This is a genomic window from Pseudomonas sp. S3_A09 (assembly GCF_054668065.1).
The window spans coordinates 2,969,688-2,983,375 of record NZ_CP162752.1; the positions used below are offsets into that span (position 1 = coordinate 2,969,688).

Here is a 13,688-nt window from a genome sequence, read left to right on the forward strand (position 1 = left end):
ATGCAACAGCAAGAAAAGGGTTTGAAACGCGGGCTCAGCGCCCGACATATTCGCTTCATGGCACTCGGTTCCGCGATCGGCACCGGGCTGTTCTATGGCTCCGCCTCCGCCATCCAGATGGCTGGCCCTGCCGTGCTGCTGGCCTACCTGATCGGTGGCGCCGCCGTATTCATGGTGATGCGCGCCCTCGGCGAAATGGCTGTGCACAACCCGGTGGCCGGTTCTTTCGGCCAGTACGCCAGCACTTACCTGGGCCCTATGGCAGGGTTCATTCTTGGCTGGACCTACGCCTTTGAAATGATCATCGTCTGCCTCGCCGACGTGACGGCCTTCGGTATCTACATGGGCTTCTGGTTTCCCGACGTCGCGCGTTGGGTCTGGGTGCTCGGCATTGTGCTTTTGATTGGCGGCCTGAACCTGTGCAACGTCAAAGTGTTTGGCGAAATGGAGTTCTGGCTGTCGTTGCTCAAGGTCGGCGCCATTGTGGCGATGATCCTCGGCGGTTTTGGCATCATGCTGTTCGGCATTCATTCGGCCGGTGAAACCCAGGCCAGCGGCCTCAGCAACCTGTGGGCCCACGGCGGCTTCATACCCAACGGCATCGGCGGCCTGATCGCCTCCTTTGCAGTGGTGATGTTCGCTTTTGGCGGCATCGAAATCATCGGCATCACCGCCGGTGAAGCCAAGGACCCACAGCGGGTGATCCCCAAGGCGATCAACGCGGTGCCGCTGCGCATTCTGTTGTTCTACGTGCTGACCCTGTTTGTGCTGATGGCTATCTATCCGTGGCCGCAGATCGGCAGCCAGGGCAGCCCGTTCGTGCAGATCTTCAGCAACCTCGGCATCGGCTCGGCGGCGACCATTCTCAATATCGTCGTGATCTCGGCGGCCGTCTCGGCCATCAACAGTGACATCTTCGGCGCGGGTCGCATGATGTACGGCCTGGCCCAGCAAGGGCAGGCGCCCAAGGGTTTTGCACAACTGTCCAAACAGGGCGTGCCCTGGATGACTGTCGTGGTAATGGGTGCGGCGCTGCTTGGCGGCGTGGTGCTCAACTACCTGATCCCGGAAAACGTGTTTCTGGTGATTGCCTCGATTGCGACCTTCGCCACTGTTTGGGTGTGGCTGATGATCTTGTTCACCCAGGTCGCCATGCGCCGCTCGATGACCAAGGAACAGGTCGCCGAACTGAAATTCCCCGTGCCGTTCTGGCCCTACGCGCCAGCGGCCGCCATCGTCTTCATGCTGTTCGTGTTTGGTGTGCTGGGTTATTTCCCGGACACCCAGGCCGCCTTGCTGGTCGGTGCCGTGTGGATCGTGTTGCTGGTCGTCGCGTACCTGCTGTGGGTCAAACCTTCGGCAGGGCAAGCGGCCAAGGTCCATTACGACGCGGCTTTGTCTCATCGATAACTTAGGGAGGCGTTGATGAAAACGCTTTGGCAACACTGCCACGTCGCAACCATGGCACAGGGCAACTACTCGATCATCGAGGATGCCGCCATGGTGACTGCCGGTTCGCTCATTGAGTGGATCGGCCCCCGCAGCCAGGTACCCACGGCAGATTACGCCCAGATGCATGACCTGCAAGGCGCGTGGGTCACCCCCGGGCTGATCGACTGCCACACCCACACGGTGTTCGGCGGCAACCGCAGCGGCGAATTCGAGCAGCGCCTCGAAGGCGTGAGCTACGCCGAGATCGCGGCCAAGGGCGGCGGTATTGCCAGCACCGTGCGCGCCACCCGTGCCGCGACCGAGGATGAACTGTTCGCCAGCGCCCACAAGCGCCTGCGCAGTTTGCTGCGCGACGGCGTCACCACAGTAGAGATCAAGTCCGGCTACGGGCTGGATCTGGTCAACGAACGCAAAATGCTGCGGGTGGCCCGTCGCCTCGGTGAAGCACTGCCGGTCAGTGTGCGTGCTACGTGCCTGGCGGCCCATGCCTTGCCACCCGAATACAAAGACCGCGCCGACGATTACATCGACCACATCTGCGTCGAGATGCTGCCGGCACTGGCGGCAGAAGGTCTGGTGGACGCGGTGGATGCGTTCTGCGAATACCTGGCGTTTTCCACCGAGCAGGTGGAGCGCGTGTTCAAAGTCGCCCAGCAGTTGGGCCTGCCGGTGAAGCTGCACGCCGAGCAACTGTCGTCGCTGCACGGCTCCAGCCTGGCTGCGCGTTACCAGGCGCTGTCGGCGGATCACCTGGAATTCATGACCGAAGACGATGCCATCGCCATGGCCGCCTCCGGCACCGTTGCGGTGCTGCTGCCGGGCGCCTTCTACTTCCTGCGCGAAACCCAGCTACCGCCGATGGATGCCCTGCGCAAGCACGGCGTGAAGATCGCCATTGCCAGCGACCTCAACCCCGGCACCTCGCCGGCACTGTCGGTGCGCCTGATGCTGAACATGGCCTGCACGCTGTTCCGCATGACCCCGGAAGAAGCCTTGGCGGGCGCCACCCAACATGCGGCCACCGCATTGGGCATGGGCGACACCCACGGCTCGCTGGAAGCGGGCAAGGTCGCGGACTTTGTCGCCTGGCAGATTGATCGCCCCGCCGACCTGGCCTATTGGCTGGGCGGCGAGCTGGATAAACGCGTCGTACGCCACGGCGTCGATGTCACTGTTTGAGGAGTGCTGCTTGTGGATAAGGTTCTGAATTTCAAACAAGGCCGTGTGCCGCTGTTGATCAGCATGCCCCACGCCGGCCTGCGCCTGACGCCTGCTGTGGAGGCGGGGTTGATCCCTGAAGCGCAAAGCTTGCCGGACACCGACTGGCACATCCCCACGCTCTATGACTTTGCCGAAGAACTGGGCGCCAGCACCCTGGCGGCCGAGTACTCGCGGTTCGTGATCGACCTTAACCGTCCATCCGACGACAAGCCGCTGTACGCGGGCGCCACCACCGGTCTGTATCCGGCGACATTGTTTGATGGCGTGCCATTGTTCCGCGAAGGGTTGGAACCGAGCGAGGCCGAGCGCGCCAGTTACTTGCAAAAGGTCTGGGGCCCGTATCACCGCACGTTGCAGGAGGAACTGGCGCGGCTCAAGGCCGAATTCGGCTACGCCTTGCTGTTCGATGCGCATTCGATCCGCTCGGTCATCCCGCACCTGTTCGACGGCAAACTGCCGGACTTCAACCTCGGTACGTTCAACGGAGCCGCCTGTGATCCTGAGCTGGCCAACCAGTTAGAGGCCATTTGTGCCGCGCATCCGCAGTACACCCATGTGCTTAACGGGCGCTTCAAGGGTGGCCACATCACCCGTCACTACGGCGACCCGGCGCAGGATATTCACGCGGTGCAGTTGGAGTTGTGCCAGAGCGCCTATATGGAGGAGTTCGAACCGTTCCGTTATCGCCCGGATCTGGCCGAGCCGACTCGGGTGGTGTTGAAGCAGTTGTTGCAGGGGCTGTTGGCGTGGGGGCAGAAACGCTACGGCTGACCGTCTGTCGCCTGGGTGCAAAACCCGGTCGCCACAGGTCGCTTTTGTCGAGGTCTCGCTGAGTAAGGTTGTGGATACGGCGCGTCAGACGCCACTCCTACAATAAAGCTGCCGAGTGAGACCTCCTCCATGAAACGACTGTTGTTGACCCTCACCGCCGCCGCGTTGCTCAGCGCCCATGCCATGGCCGCCGAACCGGCTTCCTGCAAGAACATCCGCATGGGCGTGGTCAGCTGGACTGACGTGGTCGCCACCTCCGGGATGGCCGATGTGCTGCTCAATGGCCTCGGCTACGACAGCAAACAGACCAGCGCCGTGCAGCAGATCATCTTTGCCGGCATCCGCGACAAGCGCCTGGATATCTTCCTCGGCTACTGGAAGCCCGCGATGGACAACAACATCGCGCCCTTCCTCGCGGCCAAGCAGGTCAAGGTGTTCGACACCCCGAGCCTCGCCGATGCCCAGGCCACCCTGGCCGTGCCGCAATACGTGGCCGATGCCGGCTTGAAGACCTTCGCCGATATCGCCCGTTTCAAGGACAAGCTCGGCGGCAAGATCTATGGCATCGAGCCAGGCAGCGGCGCCAACACCGACATCCAGAAAATGATCGACACCAACCGCTTCGGCCTTGGCGGCTTCAAGTTGGTCGCCTCCGGTGAAGCGGGGATGCTGGCGGCGGTGCAGCGTGCGGTGAACCGCAAGGAATTCGTGGTGTTCGTCGGTTGGACCCCGCACCCGATGAACATCAACATGAAGATGGCTTACCTCACCGGCAGTGAAGACGTATTCGGCCCCGACGAAGGCCGCGCTACCGTTTCCACCGTCACCGCCCCGGATTTTGCCGAGCGCTGCCCCAACGCCAATCGCTTGTTGGAAAACCTCACTTTCACCGCCGCCCAGGAAAGCCAGTTGATGGTGCCGATCATGGAGCGCGAGTCGCCCCAGGACGTGGCCCGGCAATGGCTGCGTGATCATCCTGAGGATTTGCAGCGCTGGCTGGCCGGGGTCACGGCGTTTGATGGCACGGACGGAGTGGCGGCCGTACAAGCCAGCCTGGAGCTCTGAGCCGAACCTGCCAGACCAGGCAGCACCGAACAAGTGTGGGAGCTAGGCTTGCCCGCGATAGCGGTGTATCAGGCAATGAATGCTTGGCAGGTACACCGCTATCGCAGGCAAGCCAGCTCCCACATTGATCTCCAGCGTCAGGGATATTCGAGCATGTATCCGATTTCTCCAGAGTTGGCCGCTTTCGTTGCCAAAACCGCGTCCTTCACTGGCGACGACTCGTCGCTCGCCGGGTTGCGCCAGGCCTACAACCACATGTGCCGGGCCTTCACCTCGCCCACGCCTGAGGGCTTGGCGGTCACAGACTTTTCCCTCGCAGGCAGAGGTGTGCGCAGTTACCTGCCGACCATGCTCGGCCCTGCCGATGGTTGGCCGTGCCTTCTTTATATACACGGCGGCGGTTGGGTGGTGGGCGGGCTGGATTCCCACGACTTCATCTGCGTCGAACTCGCCAGCGCTCTGCAAGTGCTGGTGATCGCCATCGATTACCGCCTGGCGCCGGAGCACCCTTTCCCTGCCGCTTACGAAGATTGTCGTGCCGTGTGGCGGGCGATCCAGGCGGGGCAGGGGCCGCATGCGATCAACCGGCAACGTCTGGTGGTGATGGGCGACAGCGCTGGCGGCAATCTGGCTGCGGCCTTGTGCCTGGGCCTGCGCGACGACGGCGAGCCGCAACCTCGGGCCCAAGTACTGATTTACCCAGGCCTGGGCGGCCCGGCGGATTTACCCTCGCGCCGCGATTGCAGGGACGCGCCCCTGCTCAGCAGCGCCGACACCGACAGCTACCTGGCGCTGTACCTGCAGGGCAGTTGCAAACCGTCGCCCTACGCCATGCCGCTGCTGGCTGCAGACTTCAGCGGTTTGCCCAAGGCGTTCATCGCAGTGGCCCAGTTCGACCCCTTGCGCGACGACGGCATTTTGTACGCCGAGCGCCTGCAAGCGGCGGGTGTGACCGCCGTGCTGTATCCAGGCAAAGGCCTGGTGCATGGTTGCCTGCGCGCGCGGCGGCAGGTGCCGGAAGTGGACCGGCTCTACGATTACCTGCTGGATTACCTGGGCAGCGAAGGGCTGACACAGGTCTAAGCGCTCTAGGACATGCTCATTGCACAATTCGGGTTTATAGTGCCAGACGGCAAAATAAAAGACGTCCCCCCAGGGATGAACCCGACCCCCTACGGAGCGCGCAATGCAGACTTGGTACCCGCAGATCAAACCCCACGCCCGGCACGATCTGGCCGTCGATGACACCCACACGCTGTACGTCGATGAAAGTGGCTCCCCCGAAGGCTTGCCCGTCGTATTCATCCATGGTGGTCCTGGTGCCGGTTGTGATGCCCAGAGCCGCTGCTATTTCGACCCGAACCTGTACCGCATTGTCACCTTCGACCAGCGTGGCTGCGGCCGCTCCACCCCGCGCGCCAGCCTGGAAAACAACACCACCTGGGACCTGGTCGCTGACCTTGAGCGCATCCGCGAGCACCTGGGCATCGACAAATGGGTGCTGTTCGGTGGTTCCTGGGGTTCGACGCTGGCCCTGGCCTACGCGCAAACCCATCCGGAGCGCGTTCACGGCCTGATCGTGCGCGGTATTTTCCTGGCACGTCCGCAGGACATTCATTGGTTCTACCAGGAAGGGGCCAGCCGCCTGTTCCCGGATTACTGGCAGGACTACATCGCGCCGATTCCGCCGGAAGAGCGCCATGACATGATCGCGGCCTACCACAAGCGCCTCACCGGCAACGATCAGATTGCCCAGATGCACGCGGCCAAGGCCTGGTCCGGCTGGGAAGGGCGCATGCTCGGCCTGTGCCCGAGCCCGCAGCATGTGGAGCGGTTTTCCGAGCCGCAACGTGCCTTGTCCATCGCGCGAATCGAGTGCCACTACTTCACTAACAACTCCTTCCTGGAGCCCAACCAACTGATCCGCGATATGCACAAGATCGCCCATCTGCCTGGCGTAATCATCCACGGGCGCTACGATATGATCTGCCCATTGGATAACGCTTGGGAGTTGCACCAGGCGTGGCCCAACAGTGAGCTGCAGGTGATTCGCGAGGCCGGCCATGCCGCCTCCGAACCCGGCATCACGGATGCCCTGGTGCGTGCGACCAGCCAGATGGCACGTCGCTTGCTCGACTTGCCGCCTGAAGAAGCATGAAGGGCCTGTTGCAACGGGTGCGAGGCGCCCGGGTCGAGGTCGCGGGCGAAATCGTCGGCGCCATCGACCAGGGTTTGCTGGTCCTGGTGGCCGTTGAGCCTGCGGATACGCCGGAGAGTGCCGATAAGCTGTTACACAAGCTGTTGAACTATCGGGTGTTCAGCGACGACGAAGGCAAGATGAACCTGTCGTTGAAGGATATCGACGGGGGGTTGCTGCTGGTGTCGCAGTTCACGCTGGCGGCGGATACCAAGAGCGGGCTGCGGCCAAGCTTCTCCACCGCGGCCCCGCCAGCCTTGGGAGCGGCGCTTTTTGATCACTTGCTGATACAAGCGCAACAATTGCATGGCAAGGTGGCGTCAGGGCGTTTTGGCGCCGATATGCAGGTGCATTTGGTCAATGATGGCCCTGTGACCTTTCTCTTGCAGACGTGAATGTATTAAAAACGACTTTTAATGCCTAAAAACGCAGGATTTCGCTACAAATACTTCGTTATCCCTGATGCGTTGTTTCGCGGGCTACTAGATAATCGCGCGCTACGGGGATCAGCGTTGTTTGGTCCATTTTGACTTAGGTAGAGACTTGTCCGACAACCACTGGGGAATCATTTTGCCCCACGGGAGTCGGAACAATGCTCGCCAACCTGGCATATAGATAGCTGGCCGTTGGTTTTTTGATCTGTTTTCGGCGAGGGTTGCTCGTGATTGTTAGTCCCTGTAATGCACCAAAATTGTCTGCCAAACGGTTACGAAACGCACTGGTGACGGGCTCCGCCCTGTTTTGCCTGTTCGGCGCGGGTCAACTGTGGGCATTCAGTCTGGATGATGTGTCGGCCAAGGCAAAAGAGCTGGCCGGGCAGAAATACGAAGCTCCGCGCAGCAATCTGCCGAACGAATTCCGCGAAATGAAGTTCGCGGACTACCAGAAGATTCGTTTCCGCAACGAAAAAGCCGAGTGGGCCGATCAGAACACCCCGTTCAAGCTGTCCTTCTATCACCAGGGTATGCACTTTGATACACCGGTGAAAATCAACGAAGTCACCGCCGACAGCGTTCAGGAAATCAAATACGACCCGACGCGCTTCGATTTCGGCGACGTGAAGTTTGATCCCAAAGCCACCGAACAGCTGGGTTATGCCGGCTTCCGTGTGCTGTACCCGATCAACAAGGCCGACAAGCAAGACGAAATCATGACCATGCTGGGCGCGAGCTACTTCCGCGTGGTCGGCAAGGGCCAGGCGTATGGCCTGTCCGCCCGCGGCATGGCGATCGACACGGCATTGCCGTCCGGCGAAGAATTCCCGCGTTTCACCGAGTTCTGGATCGAGCGTCCAAAGCCGGGTGAGAAACAACTGGTGATCTTTGCCCTGCTGGACTCTCCACGGGCTACGGGTGCTTATCGCCTGATCCTGCGTCCGGGCACCGACACCATTGTCGACGTGAAATCCCAGATGTTCCTGCGCGACAAAGTCAGCAAACTGGGCGTTGCCCCGTTGACCAGCATGTACCTGTTCGGCGCGAACCAGCCTTCCAAAGTGCTGAACTATCGCCGTGAACTGCACGACTCCAGCGGTCTGTCGATCCATGCCGGCAACGGCGAGTGGATCTGGCGCCCCCTGAACAACCCTAAACACCTGTCGGTCAGCAACTTCACCGTAGAGAACCCGAAAGGTTTCGGCCTGCTGCAACGCGGTCGCGACTTCAGCCACTACGAAGACCTGGACGACAACTACGACAAGCGCCCAAGCGCCTGGATCGAGCCTGAGGGCGACTGGGGCAAAGGCACCGTCAACCTGGTGGAAATCCCGACCGCCGATGAAACCAACGACAACATCGTTGCGTTCTGGAGCCCGGCAGAGCTGCCTGAAATCGGCAAGCCACTGGACGTTTCCTATCGCCTGCACTGGACCATGGACGAAAAGGCCCTGCACCCGAGCGACAGCGCCTGGGTCAAGCAGACCCTGCGCTCCACCGGTGACGTGAAGCAATCCAACCTGATCCGTCAGCCGGATGGCAGCGTGGCCTACCTGGTGGACTTCGAGGGCCCGTCCCTCAAGGCTTTGCCGTCGGATGCCGCGGTGCGTAGCCAAGTCAGTGTCAGCGACAACGCCGAACTGGTTGAAAACAGCGTGCGCTACAACGAGCACACCAAAGGCTGGCGCCTGACCCTGCGCATGAAGATCAAGGACGCAGGCAAGCCGACCGAAATGCGCGCAGCGCTGGTGCAGGACGTTCCGCCACCTGCCCCTGAGCAGGACTCGAGCCACGTGCTCAAGGCCGACAAGGTCCTGGCCAAGCAGCACGAAAAACAGGCCAAGAAAGACGCGAAAGACAAGGAAGCCAAGCAGCTAGAAGCTGCCCCAGCCACACCGGAGCCGATCAAGACCGAACAAGTCCTGACCGAAACCTGGAGCTATCAGTTGCCTGCCGATGAGTAACTCTCAAGTCCAGCCAGAAACTCTGCAGGAGTATCTTGCGCATCTACCGATGACCGCTGAGCAGCGCGCCGAACTGGCGGGCTGCACATCCTTCACCGAGTTGCACGAACGCTTGTCGTCGTCGACCTTTGACGCGCCTGGCGATGCCGCACAGGCGTCGGTCGGCACGCGGTTGACCCTGAGCACGGCCGAAGAGCTGCAAGACGCCGAAATGCTGGCGCTCGACGCCGCTGGCCGCGTGTGCCTGAAGGCCACGCCGCCGATCCGTCGTACCCGCGTGGTCCCGGAGCCATGGCGCACCAATATCCTGGTGCGCGGTTGGCGTCGTATCACCGGGCGCAGCAACCCGCCTGCTCCGCCAAAGGATGAGCGTGTATTGCCGGCTGCGCGCTGGCGTACCGTCGGATCCATCCGCCGCTACATCCTGCTGGTGCTGATGATCGGCCAGACCCTCGTCGCCGGTTGGTACATGAAAGGCATCATGCCGTACCAAGGCTGGTCGCTGGTGGACTTCGATGAAATCCGCAACCAGACCCTGCTGCAAACCGCTACCCAGGTACTGCCATACGCCCTGCAAACCAGCATCTTGATCATGTTCGGGATCTTGTTCTGCTGGGTGTCGGCCGGTTTCTGGACTGCGCTGATGGGCTTTCTGGAGTTGCTGACTGGCCACGATAAATACCGCATCTCCGGTAAAAGTGCCGGTGACGAGCCTATTCCCAAAGACGCCCGTACCGCGCTGGTGATGCCGATCTGCAACGAAGACGTGCCTCGGGTATTTGCCGGTTTGCGCGCGACGTTTGAGTCGGTGGCCGCCACCGGTGACCTGGATCGCTTCGACTTCTTCGTGCTCAGCGACAGTAATGACGCCGACATCTGCATCGCCGAGCAGCAAGCCTGGCTCGACGTGTGCCGTGAAGCCGGTGGTTTCGGCAAGATCTTCTATCGCCGTCGTCGCCGTCGCGTAAAGCGCAAGAGCGGCAACCTCGACGACTTCTGCCGTCGTTGGGGCGGTGACTACAAGTACATGGTCGTGCTCGACGCGGACAGCGTGATGAGCGGCGAATGCCTGACCAGCCTGGTACGCCTGATGGAAGCCACGCCGGACGCGGGGATTATCCAGACTGCGCCGCGTGCGTCGGGTATGGACACGCTGTATGCGCGCATGCAGCAGTTCGCTACCCGTGTGTACGGCCCGCTGTTCACCGCCGGCTTGCACTTCTGGCAGCTGGGTGAATCCCACTACTGGGGTCACAACGCGATCATCCGCATGAAACCGTTTATCGAGCACTGCGCCCTGGCGCCGTTGCCGGGCAAAGGCGCGTTCGCCGGTTCCATTCTGTCCCACGACTTCGTTGAAGCTGCGCTGATGCGTCGTGCTGGCTGGGGCGTGTGGATTGCCTACGACCTGCCAGGCAGCTACGAAGAACTGCCACCGAACCTGCTGGATGAGCTCAAGCGTGACCGTCGCTGGTGCCACGGCAACCTGATGAACTTCCGCCTGTTCCTCGTCAAGGGCATGCACCCGGTGCACCGTGCGGTGTTCCTGACCGGCGTGATGTCCTACCTGTCGGCGCCGTTGTGGTTCCTGTTCCTGGTGCTGTCCACGGCGCTGCTGGCGGTAAACACCCTGATGGAGCCGCAGTACTTCATGGCGCCACGCCAGTTGTACCCACTGTGGCCGCAATGGCACCCGGACAAGGCGGTGGCGCTGTTCTCCACGACTATCGTGCTGCTGTTCCTGCCGAAACTGCTGAGCATCATCCTGATCTGGGCCAAGGGCGCGAAAGAGTTCGGTGGCAAGTTCAAGGTGACCTTGTCGATGCTGCTGGAGATGTTGTTCTCCATGCTGCTGGCGCCGGTGCGGATGATTTTCCACACTCGCTTCGTACTTGCCGCGTTTCTCGGCTGGGCTGCGACCTGGAACTCGCCGCAGCGTGACGACGACTCCACCCCATGGAGCGAAGCGGTCAAGCGCCACGGTCCGCAAACCCTGCTGGGCTTCCTGTGGGCGCTGCTGGTGGTGTGGTTGAACCCGAGTTTCCTGTGGTGGTTGGTACCGATCGTGGGTTCGCTGATGCTGTCGATCCCGGTGTCGGTGATCTCCAGCCGTGTCGGTTTGGGCCTCAAGTCCCGTGACGAGAGCCTGTTCCTGATCCCTGAGGAATACAATCCGCCGCAAGCGCTGTTGTCCACCGACAAGTACACCCACGAAAACCGTTGGCACGCGCTGAACGACGGCTTCGTGCGTTCGGTGGTCGACCCGCAGCAGAACGCCCTGGCCTGTGCCCTGGCAACCTCGCGTCATGCCCAGGCCGAGCCGATCGAGTACCTGCGTGCCGAGCGTGTGCGTCACGCGTTGAAAGTCGGCCCTGCCGGCCTCAACAACGCTGAACGCCTGGCCTTGCTCAGTGACCCGGTGGCCCTGGCCCGCCTGCACGAGCAGGTCTGGAGCGAAGGCCATGCCGAGTGGCTCGCCGCCTGGCGGGATTCGATCAAGGCTGACCCGCACGCGCCGTTGCTGCCGTTGCAACCGCTGTTGTCCCAGGCCCAGCCGGCCTGATTCAGACGCCCCCGAGGGCTCACCTCGGGGGTGTTTTAAGCGCTGTTCCTACAGCGTCTTCCACTTCTTCCCCTTCTGCGCCAACCCCTTGTTTTTTCGAAACAAAAGACCCTCGTTTGAGGCGTATTGCCGTGCCCGTCGCTGAGTTAGCATCGCCCCCGTATTTGACTCGCCACAGGGATAATCCATGAGCAAAAGCTATTGTTCGGCGCTGTTGCTAAGTGCTGTCGCGTTGATTCACATGGGGTTGGCGCAGGCAGGCGCGATTGATGACGCCGTTCGACGCGGCGTGCTGAAAGTCGGCACAACGCCCACCTATGTGCCCTTTGAAATGACCGATAAACAGGGCCGTATCGTCGGTTTTGAAATCGACCTGCTTAACGTGATGAGCCAGGCTCTGGGGGTAGAGCTTGAAATGGTCTCGATGCCTTATACCGAGCTGGTGACGGGGTTGCAGGCGAAGAGTTTCGACCTGATCGGCAGCGGCATGACCGTCACTCAGGAGCGCAACCTCAAGCTGAACTTCAGCGACTCGTTCATTGTGGTCGGCCAGTCCGTGTTGTTGCATCCACGCCTTGCGGGCAAGGTCGCCAGTGTCGAGGACCTGGACGACGCCAGCTACCAGATCGCCACCACCGAAGGCACTACCGGCGAGGCGGCGGCGCGACGGTTCCTTGGGGCGGCCCGAATCAGCAGTTTTTCGACACCGGAGGAAGGGGTACGCCAAGTGGTGCAGGGCAAGGCGGATGCTTTTATTCATGACGCGCCCTACAACCTGATCGCCCTGAGCCGCCCGGAAAACGCCACGCTGCTGGCACTTGAGCAGCCGTTCACGTTCGAGCCGCTGGCGTTTGGCGTGAAAAAAGGTGATGTCGACAGCCTTAACTGGATCAATCATTTCCTCAACCAGATTGCCCAGGACGGGACCTACGATCGTCTGCATGACAAGTGGTTCAACGACACTGCCTGGCTGGCGGAGATCGAGTGAAAGTCATAACTGCTTACACATCAAGTCGTTGCCTCAATCGCTCACGCACGTGTCTACGCCTGCTCTTTGCTGCCCTGTTGTGGGGCCTTTCCGACATACGCCGATAACAAATAGCCGTGAAACCTTTGTGACAGCAGGGGAGTGGGTTAGGATCGCACCCCGAAATGGTGCAGCCCTTTCGCGCGCCGACCTTATAAGAATCGTTCAGGGGACTTGATGATGAAAAAGTATCTTTCGATGCTGCTGCTTGGCGTCACCGCGCTGGTCGCGGTCAATGCGGCCCAGGCCGGCGCCATCGACGATGCGGTCAAGCGCGGTACGCTGAAAGTCGGCATGGACCCGACCTACATGCCGTTCCAGATGACCAACAAGCGTGGCGAAATCATCGGTTTCGAAGTGGACATCCTCAAGGCCATGGCCAAGTCCATGGGCGTCAAGTTCGAGCCGATCTCCACCGGCTACGACGGTATCATCCCGGCCCTGCTGACCGACAAGTTCGACATGATCGGCAGCGGCATGACGCTGACCCAGGAACGCAACCTGCGCCTGAACTTCAGCGAACCCTTCATCGTGGTCGGCCAGACCCTGCTGATCCGCAAGGAGTTGGAAGGCACCATCAAGTCCTATAAAGACCTGAATGACGAGAAATACCGCCTGACCTCAAAGCTCGGCACTACCGGTGAGATCGTGGCCAAGAAGCTGATCTCCAAGGCCAAATACCATGGCTACGACAACGAGCAGGAAGGCGTGCTGGACGTAGTCAACGGCAAGGCCGACGCCTTTGTGTATGACGCGCCGTACAACGTAGTGGCGGAGAAAAAGGTCGGTAATGGCAAGCTGGTGTACCTCGAAGAACCCTTCACCTTCGAACCCCTGGCATTCGGCCTGAAAAAAGGCGACTACGACAGCATCAACTTCATCAACAACTTCCTGCACCAGATCCGCAACGACGGCACCTACGATCGCATCCATGACAAGTGGTTCAAGAGCTCCGAGTGGCTCAAGGACATGGAATAAGGCTTAAGACCGAGTC

The 13,688-nt window shown here is 61.0% G+C and carries 10 protein-coding genes and 1 pseudogene; all 11 read left to right on the top strand.

Translation table 11 applies throughout. The features are described from left to right. Entirely contained in the window at positions 1-1,410 is a 1,410-nt protein-coding gene (locus tag AB4N92_RS13965) for an amino acid permease (RefSeq protein WP_096143952.1), read from the top strand. A 15-nt stretch (positions 1,411-1,425) separates the two neighbouring features. Beyond that, positions 1,426-2,631: an imidazolonepropionase gene (gene hutI, locus AB4N92_RS13970; RefSeq protein WP_096143953.1), complete on the top strand. Its 1,206-nt coding sequence runs from the start codon at positions 1,426-1,428 to the stop codon at positions 2,629-2,631. Positions 2,632-2,643: 12 nt separating this feature from the next. Further along, the gene (hutG, locus tag AB4N92_RS13975) at positions 2,644-3,444 is read left to right on the top strand and encodes an N-formylglutamate deformylase (RefSeq protein WP_021492179.1); all 801 of its coding nucleotides are present in this window, start codon (positions 2,644-2,646) and stop codon (positions 3,442-3,444) included. A gap of 129 nt (positions 3,445-3,573) precedes the next feature. Then, positions 3,574-4,509 (top strand): choline ABC transporter substrate-binding protein, encoded by a 936-nt coding sequence (locus AB4N92_RS13980; RefSeq protein ID WP_021492178.1) that lies wholly within the window; start codon positions 3,574-3,576, stop codon positions 4,507-4,509. A gap of 153 nt (positions 4,510-4,662) precedes the next feature. Then, entirely contained in the window at positions 4,663-5,592 is a 930-nt protein-coding gene (locus AB4N92_RS13985; protein ID WP_236267102.1) for an alpha/beta hydrolase, read from the top strand. Positions 5,593-5,695: 103 nt separating this feature from the next. After that, the gene (gene pip, locus AB4N92_RS13990) at positions 5,696-6,667 is read left to right on the top strand and encodes a prolyl aminopeptidase (protein WP_010213829.1); all 972 of its coding nucleotides are present in this window, start codon (positions 5,696-5,698) and stop codon (positions 6,665-6,667) included. Next, the gene (gene dtd, locus AB4N92_RS13995) at positions 6,664-7,101 is read left to right on the top strand and encodes a D-aminoacyl-tRNA deacylase (RefSeq protein WP_021492176.1); all 438 of its coding nucleotides are present in this window, start codon (positions 6,664-6,666) and stop codon (positions 7,099-7,101) included. The genes pip and dtd overlap by 4 nt, the downstream gene beginning before the upstream one ends. A 266-nt stretch (positions 7,102-7,367) precedes the next feature. Further along, positions 7,368-9,104: a glucan biosynthesis protein G gene (locus AB4N92_RS14000; protein ID WP_329605892.1), complete on the top strand. Its 1,737-nt coding sequence runs from the start codon at positions 7,368-7,370 to the stop codon at positions 9,102-9,104. Beyond that, a pseudogene (mdoH, locus tag AB4N92_RS14005) lies at positions 9,097-11,669 on the top strand (glucans biosynthesis glucosyltransferase MdoH); the annotation flags it as partial. The gene AB4N92_RS14000 and the pseudogene mdoH, both read left to right, overlap by 8 nt. A gap of 185 nt (positions 11,670-11,854) precedes the next feature. Continuing rightward, the gene (locus tag AB4N92_RS14010) at positions 11,855-12,655 is read left to right on the top strand and encodes a transporter substrate-binding domain-containing protein (protein WP_042571346.1); all 801 of its coding nucleotides are present in this window, start codon (positions 11,855-11,857) and stop codon (positions 12,653-12,655) included. A 219-nt stretch (positions 12,656-12,874) separates the two neighbouring features. Next, positions 12,875-13,672, top strand: a complete 798-nt coding sequence (locus AB4N92_RS14015) for a transporter substrate-binding domain-containing protein (RefSeq protein ID WP_236267101.1) — start codon at positions 12,875-12,877, stop codon at positions 13,670-13,672. Positions 13,673-13,688 lie beyond the last annotated feature (16 nt).